Origin of the sequence: Actinomadura monticuli (genome assembly GCF_041463655.1) — a bacterium.
GTDB lineage: Bacteria > Actinomycetota > Actinomycetes > Streptosporangiales > Streptosporangiaceae > Spirillospora > Spirillospora monticuli.
In genome coordinates this window covers 212,574-228,186 of sequence record NZ_JAXCEI010000008.1, presented here as the reverse complement: position 1 = coordinate 228,186, position 15,613 = coordinate 212,574, and the positions used below count along the sequence as shown (strand labels likewise).

The following is a 15,613-nucleotide window of genomic DNA, read 5'->3' as shown; positions in this document are numbered from 1 at the left end:
AGGCGGGTGTCCGGCGCCGCCATCGTGCGAAGCGGGAGGCAGGAGTGTCGCAACCGGGCTGGTACCCCGATCCGTACGGCACCGGGAGCCTGCGCTGGTGGGACGGCAGGATCTGGACCGAGCGCCTCAACCCCGAGCCGGACCGGCCGCCGCGGCTGCGTCCGCCGCGGCCGGAGGCCCCGCCAGCGCGCGAGGTGGCCGGGACCGCCTACGCCGCCCCGCACGCGCGGCGGGCGACGTGGGAGCACGCCCCGTCCGTCCAGTGCCTGGACCTGAACCTGCGCGGCGTGCACCTGTACGCCGACGAGCAGGGCGTCGCCTTCGGGAACGCGTCGCTCACCTGGCCGCAGGTGGAGTGGGTGGCGTACTGGGCGGCGGAGCGCGCGGCCGGTTCCGGCCACCGCCCCGGCACGCAGTGGATCTTCCAGGCGGGCCGGTTCCCGTTCCGCGGCGGCCCGCGCGTCGAGGTGGTGATCGAGCCGGACGCCGTCCCGGGCCGGGACCGCGAGCCCGAGCACGTCTGGGGGCGGCTCATCCGGCTCTGCCAGGACCACGCCGAGCAGCGGCTGGTCACCGAGCTGGCCGGACGCGTCCGGTCCGGCGACTCCGTCGACGTGGCGCAGGGCCTGACCGTCCATCCGGGCGGCGTGCGCGGCAACCGGGTGTCGCTGAGCTGGTCGTCGATCTCCGGCGCGGTCGTCGACCGGGGCCGGGTCTGGATCCAGCAGGCCAGCAGCAGCTCGCCGATCCTCTACGTCCCGCAGCAGAACCCGAACGCGGTGCTGATCCCCGCGCTACTGGCGCAGCTCAAACACTGAGCGGCCGCACCGGGCTCACAGCAGCGACCAGGCGATGCCGTCCAGGATGTCGTGCTCACTGACGACGACGGCGCCGAACCCGTACTCCCGCATGATCCGGTCGAGGATGAGCGCGCCCGCGCCGATCACGTCGACACGGCCCGGGTGCATGACGCCGAACTCCGCCCGCTCGGCGCGGGTGGCGTGCAGCAGCCGGCGCGTCACCTCGTGCACCTGCGTGGCGGTGATGCGCGACAGGTGGATGCGGGACGGGTCGTACTCCGGCAGGTCGAGGGCGATCCCGGCGACGGTGGTGACGGACCCGGCGAGGCCGACGAGCGTGCGCGCCTCGTCGACGGGGACCCGTTCCCGGACGACGGCGAGCGCGGCGTCGATGTCGGCGGCGGCGCCGGAGATCTGCTGCGGGGAGGGCGGGTCGTCCTTCAGGTGCCGCTCGGTCATCCGCACGCAGCCGATGTCGATGGAGCGGGACGCGTCGGCGGTGGAGCTGCCGAGCACGAACTCGGTGGAGCCGCCGCCGATGTCGACCACGAGGTAGGGACGGGCGGGGCGCAGTTCCGCCAGCTCGCGGGTGGCGCCGAGGAACGACAGCTCGGCCTCCTCGTCCCCGCTGATCACCTCGGGGACGACGCCGAAGATGTCGACGACGCCGCTGACGAAGTCGGCCCGGTTCGCGGCGTCGCGGGTGGCGCTGGTCGCCACCACCCGCGTCTTGATCGGGCCGTGCCCGGCACCGCCGCCGTGCCGCTCGATCAGCTCGGCGTAGCCGCGCATCGCGGTGAAGGTCCGCTCCAGCGCGGCGGGCGAGAGCCGCCCGGACTCGTCGACGCCCTCGCCCAGCCGGACGATCTCCATCCGGCGCTCGACGTCGGTCAGCCGGCCGCCGCCCTCGCCGGGCACGATGTCGGCGATCAGCAGGCGGACCGAGTTCGTCCCGCAGTCGATGGCGGCGACCCGCGTCACGCGTCCTCCTCCGGGTCGGTCGGAACGTCGCCCGGCTGGACGCAGGGCCCGTTGCGCCACCATTCGGGCAGCGCCTCCAGCGCCTCGCGGCCGAACGGGTTCGCGCCGGGCACCGCCAGCTCGTGCGCGATCAGGGCGTGCAGGCATTTCACGCGTTCGGGCATGCCGCCCGCGCTCTGCGTGCCGGCGGGCAGCGGTTCGACGCCGTCCTCGTGGGCGGCCTCGTCGCGGCGGCGCAGGTAGTCCTCGTGGGCGGCGGCGTACTCCGTCCTGAGGGACGGGTCCTCGGCGAGCCTCGCCTGCATGTCCCGCATGATGCCGCTGCCCTCCAGCGTCCCGATGGCGGAGGCGGCCTTCGGGCAGGTCAGGTAGAACAGCGTGGGGAACGGCGTCCCGTCGGGGAGCCGCGGTGCGGTCTCGATCACCGCGGGCCGCCCGCACGGGCAGCGGCTCGCGACCGCGCGCACGCCGCGCGGCTCCCGCCCGAGCTGGGCCGCGACGGCGGCCGTGTCACCTGCTTCGATCATCTGTCCCCACCCCGCGAGTCAGCGCGGCCGGTCGGCGGCCTCCACCGACCGCCACAGGGTCTCGTACCAGGGCGGCCTGCTCGGCGGTCCGCCCCGGCGCGCCTGCCGGCCCTCACCCCCGCTGCCGTCCAGCACGATGTAGCACTTTACGTCAGGACGACAGTAGTGAAGCCTTCGCGTGGCCTCACGCTCAATGTACGACTTATCACCCAGTTGCTGCTTGCGTCGCGCGAGTTCGTCGACCTGCCGGCGGGCCAGCGCCTCCTTGTGCCGCAAGTCGGCGATCTCCTTGCGCTGGGCGATGTACTCGCGGACAGGGTAGGCGAGGCTCAGCGCGATCGCGCACACCACGACCGCGAGGATGGCGGCACGGCTGGTCAGCGCCGGGTTGCCGCGGCGCCCGGCGCCCGCGTCGGGCCCGCCCCGGTCGTCGCGGTCGTCGCGGTCGTCCTGGTCGTCCTGGTCGTCCTGGTCGTCATGGTCGTCGCGGTCAGCGCCTCGTGCCATAGCGTCCCCTGCCCTCCGGCTCGGCCGCCCGGGCCCGGCGGCCGGGACGCGGGCCCCGCCGCCGGGTCACCGGCCGCTGCTCAACCCCGCGCGTCGAAGCGCGGGAACGCGGCGGCGCCGGCGTAGCGCGCGGCGTCGTCCAGCAGCTCCTCGATGCGCAGCAGCTGGTTGTACTTGGCGACGCGGTCGCTGCGGGCCGGGGCGCCGGTCTTGATCTGGCCGCAGTTCGTCGCCACGGCGAGGTCGGCGATGGTGGTGTCCTCGGTCTCGCCGGACCGGTGGCTCATCATGCATCGGTAGCCGCTGGTCTGCGCGAGCGAGACGGCGTCGAGGGTCTCGCTGAGCGTGCCGATCTGGTTGACCTTCACCAGCAGGGCGTTGGCGGCGCCGGACTTGATGCCGCGGCCGAGCCGCTCGGGGTTGGTGACGAACAGGTCGTCGCCGACGAGCTGGACGCGGTCGCCGACGGCGGCGGTGAGGCCCTCCCAGCCGGCCCAGTCCTCTTCGTCGAGCGGGTCCTCGATGGAGACGAGCGGGTAGCCGCTCAGCAGCTCGCCGTAGTACGCGGCCATGTCGTCGGCGGACCGCTTGGTGCCCTCGAACGCGTACTGGCCGTCGGCGTGGAACTCGGTGGCGGCGACGTCGAGGGCGAGCGCGATGTCGCGGCCGGGGGTGAAGCCGGCCTTGCGGACGGCCTCCAGGATGAGGTCGAGCGCGTCCCGGTTGCTCGGCAGGTCGGGGGCGAAGCCGCCCTCGTCGCCGAGCCCGGTGTTCAGGCCCTTGGACTTCAGCACCGACTTCAGCGCGTGGTAGGTCTCGGCGCCCCAGCGCAGCGCCTCGGCGAAGGTGGACGCGCCGATCGGCGCGATCATGAACTCCTGGATGTCGACGTTGGTGTCGGCGTGCGCGCCGCCGTTCAGGATGTTCATCATCGGGACGGGCAGCAGGTGCGCGTTCGGGCCGCCGACGTAGCGGAACAGCGGCAGGCCCGCGGAGTCGGCGGCGGCCTTCGCGACGGCGAGGCTGACGCCGAGGATCGCGTTCGCGCCGAGCGCGGACTTGGCGGGGGTGCCGTCCAGGTCGACGAGGAGCTGGTCGATCAGCCGCTGGTCGGACGCCGGGTAGCCGACGAGCTTCTCGTCGATGGTCTCGTTGACGGCCTTGACCGCGTTGCGGACGCCCTTGCCGCCGTAGCGCTCACCGCCGTCCCTCAGCTCCACCGCCTCGAACTGGCCTGTGGAGGCGCCGCTCGGCACGGCGGCGTGCGCCTCGGTCCCATCGGCGAGCAGGACCTCGACCTCGACGGTCGGATTGCCGCGGGAGTCCAGGATCTCCCGGGCGAGTACGGCCTCGATCGACGACACGGGGAACCCCCTGAGGATGCGGATGGTCGGTCTGGTGCGATCACCGAGCCTATCCGCGCCGCCCCCGCGCCGACCAACTGGCTCGCCGTGGAGGGGCGTGCGCGGTGCCCGGAGGCGTGCCGCGATCGCGGACGGGCCGTCCGGCGGGGGCGGGCGTGGACGCCGCATGACCGGGTTTTACCCGTCCGCGACGGTGGCGTTTGCCCCGTTCAGGTAAGGATTCTCAGGTACTGGCAGGAACCTACCCGGGAGGTCGCCATACGCGTCCGGTTCCGTCGGCCGTCCACGGGCCTGACCGGCTGGATCTGGCGAGCGGTGCTCCGGCATCCGCAGATCCGGACCCGGGTCACGCTGGCGTCCGTCCTGCTGGCCCTGGTGCTGTCGGCCGGGCTGTGGGTGGCCCTGCTCGTCCTGATCAGGCAGAACGAGGTGGACAGAACCAAGGACATCCTGAGCCGCCAGGTGAACAGGGCCACGTTCCTCATCCAGACCGGACGGCTGAGGAACCCCCTGGCGGGGGCCCCGGAGGACCGGATCCAGGTCATCGACCGCCGGCGGCGGGTGATCGCGGCCACGCCCGCGCTGCAGGGACTCCCCGCGGTGGACTTCCCTCCGCCGCCGCGGCACGAGATCCGCCGCCGCGGCACGGTCTGCGATGCCGGGCTACCGGGAGGCGACTGCTTCATGGCGCTCGAGTACCAGGTGGGCATCGGGCCGGACTCGCTCTTCGTCATCTCGATGAGCCCGGAGCCGGGACTGCTGCCCCGTCCGATGACGGCGGCGCTGCTCGCGCTGACCATCCCGTTCATCACCGGCCTGGTCGGCTACGGGACGTGGCTGGCGGCGGACCGGACGCTGCGTCCGGTGAACCAGATCCGCCGGGAGATGGACGAGATCACCGCCACGGACCTGCAGCGCCGCGTGCCCGTGCCGGACCGCAGGGACGAGGTGGGGCAGCTCGCCGAGAGCGTGAACGCGACCCTCGACCGGCTGGAGCGGGCGGTCGCGCGGCAGCAGGCGTTCGTCTCCGACGTGTCCCACGAGCTGCGCAGCCCGCTCACCGCACTGCGGATGGAGGTGGAACTGGCGCAGGCGGCGCCGGGCGACGTCGACCTTCCGCTGATGCTCCGCGCGGTGCTGGAGAACACCGAGCGGGTGTCGGCGGTGGTCGACGACCTGCTGGCGCTCGCGCGTCTGGAGGCCGACCGGAACTTCCCGCGCGAGCCGGTGGACCTGACCGAGCTGGCGGACGAGGAGGTGCTGCGCCGCCCGCGCCGCACCCAGGTGACCGTCCTGTCCGAGGGTTCGGTGACGGTGCCGGGGGGACGCAGCGAGCTGGCGCGGCTGCTGACCAACCTGCTCGACAACGCCGACCGGCACGCGACGCGCGAGGTGACGATGATCCTGCGCTCGGAGCAGCCCTCGACCGCCGTCGTGGAGGTGATCGACGACGGCCCGGGCATCGCTCCCGAGGACCGCGAGCGGGTGTTCGAGCGGTTCACCCGGCTGGCCGAGGGCCGGCACCGCGACGCGGGCGGCACCGGCCTCGGCCTCGCCATCTCCCGGGACATCGCCGAGGCGCATCGCGGGTCGCTGATCCTGACCGACCGCCTGGACGGCCGTCCGGGCGCCCGATTCGTCCTCCGCCTTCCCCGCTCCTGACCCGCGTCAGTGCAGGTCGGCGGCGGTGACGGACACCTCGGTGCCGGGCGCCGGGTCGACGCCCATGGCCCCGGCGAGCCGGCGGAACGGGCGCGCCTCGTCCGGGCGGCCCCGCCGCTCCAGCGTGCGGGCGAGCGCCTCGTGGGCCCAGCCGTTGCAGGGGTCCAGGTCCACGAGCCGGCGGAAGGTCGCCTCGGCGCGGCCGAGCTGCGCACTGTGGAAGTAGGCGCGGCCCAGCAGCTCGACGACGGCGCGGTTGCCGGGGTGCTCCTCGGCGATCGGGGCGAGCAGGCGCGCCGCGCCCGCGTAGTCCTTGGAGTCGAAGAACAGCGTCGCGCGCTCGAACTCCTCGTAGGTGGTCATCCCGGCCTCCCCTCGGTTGCTTGACACAACCCGGAACCGGCGGCGGGCGGCGTTTGTTCCCGGCCCGTTCTCGGCCCGTTTCAAGGCCGTTCCCGCAGGGGGTCAGCCGAGGCCGAGGGAGTCGCGGAGGGTCTCGCGCTCCGCTTCGAGCTGCTCGATCTGGCCCTGCAGCTCCTCGCGCTGGGCGAGGTACTGGCCGGAGTCGACGAAATCGCCGGCGTCGCCGGTCGGCGCGGGGAGGTCGGCGCGGAGCCGTTCGAGGGACTCCTCGATCTCACGGAGCCGGGTGCGCCGCTCTTCCTCGGGCTGGTTCATCTCGTCCTCCCGGTCGGGTACGGGTTTCCCATGCCCACGGCGGGCGGGTGCAGTCATCGCCCCGCCGCACTCCTCGGCCGCGGCGGTCAGACGCGGAGCACGGTCTTGCCGCGCGCGCCGCCCGCCCGGTTGGCGGCCAGCGCTTCGGCGGCCTCCTCCAGCGGCACCTCGTGCTCGACGCGGACGCGGAGCGCGCCCGCGTCGATGAGGTCGGAGAGCCGGTCCAGCAGCTCGGCCGTGGGCTTGCCCTGGTAGTTGACGCCGCGCAGTTCCCTGGCCTGCATCGCGTCCGGGTTCACCGCCCAGGTGGTGCTGACGTACGTCCCGCCGGGACGCAGCATCTGCGCGATGTGCTCGACGGCGGTCGTGTCGCTGACCACGTCGAGGACGGCGTCGATCCCGTCGGAGTGGACGGCCAGCACCTGCCGGTTGAGGTCGCCCTTGGAGTGGTCGACGGTCTCGTCCGCGCCGAGGCGGCGCATCGTGCCGGCCATGTCGTCGCGGGCGGTCGCGATGACCTTGGCGCCGGTGCGGGCCGCGAGTTGCACCGCGCTCTGCCCGACGCCGCCGGTCGCGCCGACGACGAGGACGGTCTGCCCGGTGTCGACGCGGGCCTCCTCCACCATGGCGAGGGCGGTCGTGCTCGCCGTCGGCACCGCCGCCGCCTGCGTGTAGATCATCCCCTCCGGCATCCGGGCGACCGGCCCGTCGTCGCGGACGAGCGCGTACTCGGCGTAGCTGCCGAGGCCCCGCTCGGCGTCTAGGAAGGCTCCGTAGACCTGCTCGCCGTGCCGCAGCCGGGTGACGTCCTCGCCGACCTCGTCCACGACGCCGGCGCCGTCCTGGCCGAGGATCAGCGGGAACGGAACGTCGACGGAGTCCTTGAGCATGCCGTCGGCGATCTTCCAGTCGAGCGGGTTGAGCCCGGCCGCGACCAGCTTCACCAGGATCTCCCCCGGCCCCGGTTCCGGCCGCGGCAGGTTCATCGGCGCCGGTGTGGCGCCGTACTCGGACACGGCGATGGCTCGCATGACGATCGTCCCCCCGGATCGGATCTGGCGGGGGCTCGAACACCCCCGCAGTGATCTACCCGGTCATCCGGGCGTCACACGGATCCGCAGGTCGGACCGGTCACATCCGCCGCGGGAGGGGCCTGGCCGGGCCGTCAGGCGGGCGCCTGCTCGCCCGGGCCGCCGGGCCTCGGCGGGACGGTCGCGGGCGGCGGCAGGGTCGGCGAGTCGCCGGGGCCCGGGCCGTCGCCGGGCTCGTCCGAGCCCTCGCTGACGCGCAGCGTGATGGTCGTGCCGGGCTCGGCCGAACCGGGGCCGGGGCTCATCTCGGCGACCGTGCCCTTGTCGTACCGGCGGGACTCGACCGGCGCGCCCACGTTGGTCGTGAAGCCCGCGGCGCGCAGTCTCGCGACGGCCTCGCGCAGCTTCATGCCGCGCACGTCGGGCACCTTCGCCCGGTCCTCGCCGGATCCCTTGCTGAAGTAGTGCGACGGCGGGCGCTGGAACGGCGTCGCCGCGGTGCCCAGCAGCGCGCCGCTCATGCTCTGCTGCCAGATCGGCGCCGGGATCGTCGCGCCGAACACGGAGCCGTAGCAGGTGCCGTCCATGCAGAGGCTGTCCATCGGGTACCGGTAGCCGCCGCGCGGATCGCCGACCCACACGGCCGCGGCCAGGTCCGGGGTGTACCCGGCGAACCAGGCCGCCGAGAAGTTGTCGACGGTCCCCGTCTTGCCGGCGGCGGGACGGCCGATGCCCATCCCCCGCGCCGTGCCCTTGGTGAGGACGCCCTGCAGGACGTAGTTGACGGCGTCCGCGACGCCCTCGTCGATCACCTGCTCGCAGTGCCGGCCCGGCACCTTCAGCCGGTGCCCGGACGCGTCCTTGATCTCCTTGATCGCGAGCGGTTCGCAGTACCTGCCGCGCGCGCCGAACGCGGCGTACGCGGCGGCGAGCCGCAGCGGCGACACCGGGTTGAAGCCGAGCGTGAAGGCCGGGTACTGCTCCAGCGGCTTCCCGTTCGCCTGCTTCATCCCGAGGCGTTCGGCCATCTTGACGGTGTCGCACAGGCCGACCTCCTTCTCCAGCGCGAGGAAGAAGGTGTTGACCGAGTGGTGCGTGCCGGTGACGAGGCTGAACTCCTTGCCGCCCTCGCCGTCGGCGGCGTTGCGCAGGGACGCTCCGGGGTCCCCGACCCGGTCGCCGCGGCAGTCGCGGAAGCCGACGGGGGTGAACGCGCGCGGCGCCATCAGCCGGGTGCCGAACGGCATGCCCTCGTCCAGCGCGGCGGCCAGCGTGAACGCCTTGAACGTCGACCCGGCCTGCATGCCGATGCTGGAGCCGTGGGCGGCGTCGGCGGCGAAGTTGATCCAGGTCTTGCCGCGCTCCTTGTCCGGCCCGAGCTCGCGGTCGACGACCATCGCCTTGATCTCGCCCGTGCCCGGCTCGACCATCGCCTCCGCGGCGGCCTTGTGCGCCGAGTTCTTGGGCGGGACGTGCTGGTCCACGGCGCGCTGGGCGGCCTTCTGCGCCCGCGGGTCCATGGTGGTGCGGATCGTGAGGCCGCCGCGCTTGAGCAGCTTCTCCCGCTCCTTGGCCGTCTCGCCGAACACCCGGTTGGTGAGGATCTCGCGCTGCACGTAGTCGCAGAAGAACGCCGCCCTGGCGGTGACGCAGCCGCTCCGGACGTTGTCGACGTCCAGTTCGATGGGCCTGCTCTTGGCCTCGTCCACCTTACCGCGGTCGATCCACCCGAGCTCGGCCATCCGGTCGAGGACGGTGTCGCGCCGCTGCCGCGCCTCGCCGGGATGCCGGATCGGGTCGTAGGCGTAGGGGTAGCGGATGACGCCGGCGAGCAGCGCCGCCTCGGCCAGGTCCAGCTTCGACGCGCGCTTGGAGAAGTAGTGCCGGGCCGCTGCCTCGATGCCGTAGGCGCCGTCGCCGTAGTAGGCGATGTTGAGGTAGCGGCGCAGGATCTCGTCCTTGCTGAACTTCTCCTCCACCGCCACCGCGTACCGCAGCTCGCGGATCTTGCGCGCGGCGGTGACCTCCTTGGCCGCCGCCCGCTCCTCGTCGTTGTCGGCCTGGGTGAGCAGCAGGTTCTTCACGTACTGCTGGGTGATGCCGGAGCCGCCCTGCGTCACCTGCCCGCTGCTGAGGTTGCTGGCGAACGCGCGCAGCGTGCCCTGCATGTCGATGGCGCCGTGCTCGTAGAACCGGCTGTCCTCGATCGCGAGCACCGCCTGCCGCGCGACCGGCGCGATCTTGTCGAGGGGGACGTCGACGCGGTTCTGGTAGAAGAACGTCGCGATCTTCGACCCGTCCGCGGCGAGGATCGTCGAGCGCTGCGGGACGCCGGACGTCGTCATGTCCACCGGCTCGCTGTCGAACCAGCGCGCGGTGTCGCGGGCGCCGACGCCGGCCGTGCAAGCGGTCGGCAGCAGCATCAGCGCGACGAGGACGCCCGCGAGGCCGCCGAGCGCGCCGAGGCCGCGCAGCGCGCGGGCCTTCTCGGCACGGGTCGTGGACGAGGTGAAGACGCGGCGGCGCGGCGGAGCGGGGACCCCGCCCCGTGCGGCGCGATTCCCTGGGTCACCTTCTGCCCCGGCTGGCACGCGCTTAGGGTAAACGTGCGTTCGCGGCCGGACCACCCCATCGGCGATGTTCCGGTCGGTTTCGCGCGATTCAGGCGCCTTGCCCTCGTCGTTCCCACGCTCGGACACGATCGCGGAATACCCGCGAAACCGCCCGCAACTCCGCTTCCGGGTCGGCTCCCCGCTCCGCCGCCTCCCGGACGAGCGCGAAAAGCCTCTCCCCCACGTCGCTCCCGGGGGCGTCCCCCACGTCGCTACCGGCGCCACCGGCGTCCGCGCCGAGATCGTCGGCGAGCTCGGCCGGGGCCCGCATCCGCGCCGCGCGGCGCTGGAGCTGCGCGGCCAGCGACAGCGCGGGCTGCCCCAGCGGGACGCCGTCGAGCGCCGACGCCTCGTCGCCGCTCTTCGCCGCCCGCTCGGCCGCCTTGATCTGCTCCCAGTTGGCGTTGACCTCGTCGGCGCCGGAGACGGTCACGTCCGCGAACACGTGCGGATGGCGGCGCACCAGCTTCTCGACGATCCCGGCCGCCACGTCGTCGATGGTGAACGCGGTGTCGTCGTCGCGCTCGGCCGCCACCACCGAGTGGAACGCCACCTGCATCAGCACGTCGCCCAGCTCCTCGCGCAGCGCGCCGAGGTCGCCGGACTCGATCGTGTCGAGGACCTCGTAGGCCTCCTCCAGCAGGTACGGGACGAGCGTGGCGTGCGTCTGCTTGCGGTCCCACGGGCAGTCGCGGCGCAGCGTGTCCATGACCGACACCAGGTCGAGCAGCCGCGCGCCGGGCAGGTCGTAGGAGCCGTGCAGGACCTCCACGTCCAGCGGGTCGCCGACGACGAGCGTGCCGACCTCGCGCATCAGCGCCTCGTCGCCCTCCGGCGCGGCCACCCACACGATCTCGGCGGACCGCGCGTCCCCCACCAGCCGGGACGCGTCGGGCGCGGCGACCGTCTCGGGGACGATCCCGGCGTCGCGCAGCGAGGGCAGCAGCGGATGCCCGTCCCGGAGCCGGACGGCGGCGGCCGACCGGAGCGCGTCCCACGCCCGCCAGGTCAGCAGGCCCGGCGCGACCCGGTGCGTGGTCGCGAGCAGTGTCAGGCTCATGCGCCTCAGATACCCGAATCGGGGCTGGACAGCCGGTAGGTGATCGGGCCGACCTCGAACTTGACCGCGTCATAGTCGCCGTAGCGCGGATTGACCTTGATGTGCATGCCGTCGGCGGTGCGCTGGAACAGCTCGTTCCACCGCCTGCCGGCCTGCTGCGTCGCCGGGCTCAGCTGGTTGTTCACGTCCGCGCCGAACCGCTGCATGACCGCGATCTGCGTCGCGACGAGCCGCGCCAGGTCGCGGGTGTGCGCGCGCGGCAGCCCGCTCGCCAGCGTGATCGACTCGGCCCCGCCCTGCCGGTTCAGCGCCTGGACCGTGCCGTCCACCTGGCCGCTGGTGACCGTCACGCCGGCCTTCTCGGCGACCTCGTCGGCGACCTGGAAGTTGATCAGCAGGGTGAGGGCGCCCTGCAGGTCGGACTCGGAGTCGCCGGCGAGCTGCGGGGCGACGCCGCCCGCGTTCGCGCGCAGCTCGTTGGCCGCCGGGTCGGCGCGGAACTGGGTGCGCCAGTCGCGGACGGTCTGGCTGAGCTCGGTGACGGTGATGCGGTCGTCGCCGACGATCGCGGCGGAGCCGACCTTCGGGGAGCCGCCGCAGCCGGCCAGCGCGCCGGCCGCCAGCACGACCGCCACCGCCGCCTTCACGGACTTACCAGGCACGGAATCCTCGTCTCGTCATGGGTCATCGGGTCGGGGTCGGCTCACATTACCGCTTGCCCGACGCGGTCGCGGGTTCCAGGAACAGGGCCTCGACCAGGTCCGTCGCCCACTTCAGCAGCTCCTGGTCGCGCAGCGGGCGGCCGCCGAGCGGCGCCGTCTTCGGCGCCGGCACGAGCAGGGTGTCGGTCGCCGGCTTCAGGATGCTCTTCGGGTACAGCCGCTGCAGCCGGACCTGCTTGGAGTCGGGCAGGTTCACCGGGGTGAACTTGACGAAGGTGCCCTGGAGGGTGACGTCGGTGAGCCCCGCCCTGCGCGCCTTCGCCCGGAACCGCGCCACTTCGAGAAGGTTCAGCACCGGGACGGGCAGCGGGCCGAAGCGGTCCTTCAGCTCGTCGTGCACGGCGCCGATCTCGTCGTCGGACGTGATCGCGGCGATGCGGCGGTAGGCGTCGAGCCGGAGCCGCTCCCCCGGCACGTACTCGTGCGGCAGGTGCGCGTCGACGGGCAGCTCGACCTTCGTCTCGACGGCCTCCGGCTCGCCGGCGCCGCCGTCCTTCAGCTCCCGGACCGCCTCCCCGACCATCCGGACGTACAGGTCGAACCCGACGCCCGCGACGTGCCCGGACTGCTCGGCGCCGAGGATGTTGCCCGCGCCGCGGATCTCCAGGTCCTTCATCGCGACGTACATGCCGGCGCCCACCTCGGTGTGCTGGGCGAGGGTCGCGAGCCGCTCGTGCGCCGTCTCGGTCAGCGGCTGCTCCGGCTGGTAGAGGAAGTACGCGTAGGCGCGCTCCCGGCCGCGTCCGACGCGCCCGCGCAGCTGGTGGAGCTGCGACAGCCCGTACATGTCGGCGCGGTCGACGATCAGCGTGTTGGCGTTCGGCACGTCCAGCCCGGACTCGACGATCGTGGTCGCGACGAGGACGTCGTAGTTCTTCTCCCAGAAGTCGACCATGACCTTCTCGAGTTCGTTCTCGTTCATCTGGCCGTGCGCGATGCCGATCCGCGCCTCCGGGACGAGCCGCGCCAGGTTCGCCGCGACCTTGTTGATCGACCGGACCCGGTTGTGCACGAAGAACACCTGGCCCTCGCGCAGCAGCTCGCGGCGGATCGCGGCGGCGATCTGCTTCTCCTCGTACGGCCCGACGAACGTCAGGACGGGGTGCCGCTCCTCCGGGGGCGTCAGGATCGTCGACATCTCGCGGATGCCGGTCAGCCCCATCTCCAGCGTGCGCGGGATCGGCGTCGCGGACATGGCGAGCACGTCGACCTGCGTCCGGAGGCGCTTCAGCTCCTCCTTGTGCTCGACGCCGAACCGCTGCTCCTCGTCGATGACGACCAGGCCGAGGTTCTTGAACCGGGTCTGCGACGACAGGATCCGGTGCGTGCCGACGACGACGTCCACGGTGCCCTCCGACAGGCCGCGCAGCGTCTCGGCGATCTCCGCGTCGCTCTGGAACCGGCTGATCGGCTTCACCACGACCGGGAACGCCGCGAACCGCTCGGTGAACGTCGACATGTGCTGCTGGACGAGCAGCGTCGTCGGCACGAGCACCGCGACCTGCCGCCCGTCCTGGACGGCCTTGAACGCCGCCCGCACCGCGATCTCGGTCTTGCCGTAGCCGACGTCGCCGCAGATCAGCCGGTCCATCGGGACGGGCCTCTCCATGTCGACCTTGACCTCGTCGATGGCGGCGAGCTGGTCGGGGGTCTCGTTGTAGGGGAACGCGTCCTCCAGCTCCCGCTGCCACGGGGTGTCGGGCGCGAACGGGTGCCCGGGGCTCGCCATCCGCGCCGAGTACAGCCGGATCAGCTCCCCGGCGATCTGCTTGACGGCCTTGCGGGCGCGGGACTTGGCCTTCTGCCAGTCGGCGCCGCCGAGCCGGTGCAGGCTGGGCGCCTCGCCGCCGACGTAGCGGGTCAGCTCCTCCAGCTGGTCGGTCGGGACGAACAGCCGGTCGCTCTTGGCGTACTCCAGGATCAGGTACTCGCGGGTGGCGCCCTGCACCGTCCGGCTGACCATCTCCACGTACCGTCCGACGCCGTGCTGCTCGTGCACGACGTAGTCGCCGGCCTTGAGCTGCAGCGGGTCGATGCCGCCGCGCCGCCGCGACGGCATGCGCCGCGCGTCCTTCGTGGACGACTTCTGCCCGGACAGGTCGGTCTCGGTCAGCACCGCGAGCTTGACCGACTCCCAGACGAAGCCGTTCTCCAGCAGCCCGGTCGTGACGGTGACCAGGGACGGCTCGGGAGGCCCGGCGAGGTCGGCGAGCCGCGCGCCGACGCCCTCCTCCCCGACGAGCTGGACGAGCCGCTCGGCGGGCCCGTGCCCGGCGGTGACCATGACGACCCGCCAGCCGCCGTCGATCCAGCCCTTGAGGTCGCCGACGACGCGGGAGGTGTCGCCCCGGTACGCCTCCGCCGGCGCCGCGCCCAGGTTCAGGGCGTCCCCCTCGTCGTCCAGGGGGGACGAGCCCTCTGCACCCCCTGCACCCCCCGCGCTCGCTTCGCTCGCCGTCAGGGGGTTGAGCGCCGTCACGCTCCACCGGGGCAGCCCCAGCTCGGTGCTGTGCTCGCGGACCTCCTCAAGGGACCGGAACGCGGCGGCCCCCAGGTCGATCGGCGCCTCGCCGCCGGCGGCGGCGTTGACCCAGCTCGCCTCCAGGAACTCCTGGCTCGTCCGGACCAGCTCCACCGACCGCGTCCGGATGCGCTCCGGCTCGCACACCAGCAGCGCGGAGCCGTCCGGCAGCAGGTCGGTCAGCAGCTCCATGCGCTCGGCGAGGACGGGCGAGAACGCCTCCATGCCCTCGACGGTGTCGCCGTCGGCGATCCGGCCGAGGATCTCCTCCAGCGCCGGGTGCTCCTCGGCGAGGAGCTTCGCGCGCTCGCGCACCTTCTCCGTCAGCGGCAGCTCGCGGCACGGCGGCGCCCACAGCCCGCCCTGCGCGACCTCCAGCGACCGCTGGTCGGCGGCCTTGAAGTAGCGGATCTCCTCGACGGTGTCGCCCCAGAACTCCACCCGCAGCGGGTGCTCCTCCGTCGGCGGGAACACGTCCAGGATCCCGCCGCGCACCGCGATCTCGCCGCGCTTCTCCACCAGGTCGACGCGGTGGTACCCGGCGTCGACGAGGCTCCGGACGGCGTCGTCCATGTCGGCGTCCTCGCCGGAGACGAGCCGCACGGGCTCCAGGTCGGCGAGTCCGGCGACGATCGGCTGCAGGACGGCCCGGATCGGCGTCACGACGACGTCGAGCGCGCCGCCCTTCTCGTCCTCGCCGGGGCGGGCCGCGTCCGGGTGGACGAGCCGCCGCAGCACCGCGAGCCGCTGCCCGACCGTGTCCGAGCGCGGCGACAGCTTCTCGTGCGGCAGCGTCTCCCACGCCGGGAAGTGCGCGATCCGGGCGGGGTCGAGCAGGCTCGACAGCGCGGCGGCCAGGTCCTCGGCCTCCCGGCCGGTCGCGGTCACCGCCAGCACGGCGCCCCCCGGCCCTCCCGAGGCGCCGCCCGCGCGCAGGCTGCGGCTCAGCGCGGCGGCGAGGATCGGCCACAGCGCGGCCGGCGCGACCACCTCCTGGTCGGCGCGCGCCCGCTTGAGAGCGCGCTCCAGACCGGGGTCGCCGCACGCAAGGTCAACAAGTCCAGAAAGCGTCATCTTCGCCCGCACATTCGCCGAATAACCCCGAGGCAGGGCAGCCCGAAACAGCCGGAAGGAGCATCTATCCCCCG

The 15,613-nt window shown here is 73.2% G+C and carries 13 protein-coding genes; 2 read left to right on the top strand and 11 right to left on the bottom strand.

Annotation, left to right across the window (positions count from 1 at the left end; all coding sequences use genetic code 11):
• Positions 1-44 precede the first annotated feature (44 nt).
• Positions 45-818 carry a DUF2510 domain-containing protein gene (locus SM611_RS20035; RefSeq protein WP_371951358.1) on the top strand — a complete coding sequence of 258 codons (774 nt, stop codon included), beginning with the start codon at positions 45-47 and terminating at the stop codon, positions 816-818.
• A 15-nt stretch (positions 819-833) separates the two neighbouring features.
• On the opposite strand, the gene SM611_RS20030 is transcribed toward SM611_RS20035, so the two are convergent.
• The 4 genes from SM611_RS20030 to eno all read right to left on the bottom strand — a co-directional run bounded on the left by SM611_RS20030 (position 834) and on the right by eno (position 4,179).
• Positions 834-1,781, bottom strand: a complete 948-nt coding sequence (locus SM611_RS20030; protein WP_371951356.1) for a Ppx/GppA phosphatase family protein — start codon at positions 1,779-1,781, stop codon at positions 834-836.
• Positions 1,778-2,308, bottom strand: coding sequence for a DUF501 domain-containing protein (locus tag SM611_RS20025; protein WP_371951354.1), 531 nt, complete (start codon positions 2,306-2,308; stop codon positions 1,778-1,780). The genes SM611_RS20030 and SM611_RS20025 overlap by 4 nt, the downstream gene beginning before the upstream one ends.
• Before the next feature lie 18 nt (positions 2,309-2,326).
• The gene (locus SM611_RS20020; RefSeq protein ID WP_371951352.1) at positions 2,327-2,815 is read right to left on the bottom strand and encodes an FtsB family cell division protein; all 489 of its coding nucleotides are present in this window, start codon (positions 2,813-2,815) and stop codon (positions 2,327-2,329) included.
• Between the two features lie 80 nt (positions 2,816-2,895).
• On the bottom strand, positions 2,896-4,179 hold the full coding sequence (gene eno / locus SM611_RS20015) for a phosphopyruvate hydratase (protein ID WP_371951351.1): 1,284 nt from the start codon (positions 4,177-4,179) through the stop codon (positions 2,896-2,898).
• Positions 4,180-4,494: 315 nt separating this feature from the next.
• On the opposite strand from eno, the gene SM611_RS20010 reads away from it, so the two are divergent.
• On the top strand, positions 4,495-5,841 hold the full coding sequence (locus SM611_RS20010) for a sensor histidine kinase (protein ID WP_371951350.1): 1,347 nt from the start codon (positions 4,495-4,497) through the stop codon (positions 5,839-5,841).
• A 6-nt stretch (positions 5,842-5,847) separates the two neighbouring features.
• On the opposite strand, the gene SM611_RS20005 is transcribed toward SM611_RS20010, so the two are convergent.
• The 7 genes from SM611_RS20005 to mfd form a co-directional block, all read right to left on the bottom strand.
• Positions 5,848-6,204: a tetratricopeptide repeat protein gene (locus SM611_RS20005; RefSeq protein WP_371951348.1), complete on the bottom strand. Its 357-nt coding sequence runs from the start codon at positions 6,202-6,204 to the stop codon at positions 5,848-5,850.
• Between the two features lie 102 nt (positions 6,205-6,306).
• The gene (locus tag SM611_RS20000) at positions 6,307-6,519 is read right to left on the bottom strand and encodes a hypothetical protein (protein WP_371951346.1); all 213 of its coding nucleotides are present in this window, start codon (positions 6,517-6,519) and stop codon (positions 6,307-6,309) included.
• Positions 6,520-6,605: 86 nt separating this feature from the next.
• Positions 6,606-7,550 (bottom strand): NADP-dependent oxidoreductase, encoded by a 945-nt coding sequence (locus tag SM611_RS19995; protein ID WP_371951344.1) that lies wholly within the window; start codon positions 7,548-7,550, stop codon positions 6,606-6,608.
• A gap of 134 nt (positions 7,551-7,684) precedes the next feature.
• Positions 7,685-10,141: a penicillin-binding protein gene (locus SM611_RS19990; protein ID WP_371951342.1), complete on the bottom strand. Its 2,457-nt coding sequence runs from the start codon at positions 10,139-10,141 to the stop codon at positions 7,685-7,687.
• Between the two features lie 70 nt (positions 10,142-10,211).
• Positions 10,212-11,222: a nucleoside triphosphate pyrophosphohydrolase gene (locus tag SM611_RS19985; protein ID WP_371951340.1), complete on the bottom strand. Its 1,011-nt coding sequence runs from the start codon at positions 11,220-11,222 to the stop codon at positions 10,212-10,214.
• Positions 11,223-11,227: 5 nt separating this feature from the next.
• On the bottom strand, positions 11,228-11,884 hold the full coding sequence (locus tag SM611_RS19980) for a SurA N-terminal domain-containing protein (RefSeq protein WP_371951339.1): 657 nt from the start codon (positions 11,882-11,884) through the stop codon (positions 11,228-11,230).
• A 46-nt stretch (positions 11,885-11,930) separates the two neighbouring features.
• On the bottom strand, positions 11,931-15,539 hold the full coding sequence (mfd, locus tag SM611_RS19975) for a transcription-repair coupling factor (protein WP_371951337.1): 3,609 nt from the start codon (positions 15,537-15,539) through the stop codon (positions 11,931-11,933).
• Positions 15,540-15,613: the final 74 nt, after the last annotated feature.

What these genes read in the sequence shown, in the direction of transcription:
- SM611_RS19985 (WP_371951340.1), bottom strand. Translation starts at nt 11,222, where the DNA reads ATGAGCCTGACACTGCTCGCGACCACGCACCGGGTCGCGCCGGGCCTG.
- SM611_RS19995 (WP_371951344.1), bottom strand. Translation starts at nt 7,550, where the DNA reads ATGCGAGCCATCGCCGTGTCCGAGTACGGCGCCACACCGGCGCCGATG.
- mfd (WP_371951337.1), bottom strand. Translation starts at nt 15,539, where the DNA reads ATGACGCTTTCTGGACTTGTTGACCTTGCGTGCGGCGACCCCGGTCTG.
- SM611_RS20005 (WP_371951348.1), bottom strand. Translation starts at nt 6,204, where the DNA reads ATGACCACCTACGAGGAGTTCGAGCGCGCGACGCTGTTCTTCGACTCC.
- SM611_RS20020 (WP_371951352.1), bottom strand. Translation starts at nt 2,815, where the DNA reads ATGGCACGAGGCGCTGACCGCGACGACCATGACGACCAGGACGACCAG.
- SM611_RS20025 (WP_371951354.1), bottom strand. Translation starts at nt 2,308, where the DNA reads ATGATCGAAGCAGGTGACACGGCCGCCGTCGCGGCCCAGCTCGGGCGG.
- SM611_RS20000 (WP_371951346.1), bottom strand. Translation starts at nt 6,519, where the DNA reads ATGAACCAGCCCGAGGAAGAGCGGCGCACCCGGCTCCGTGAGATCGAG.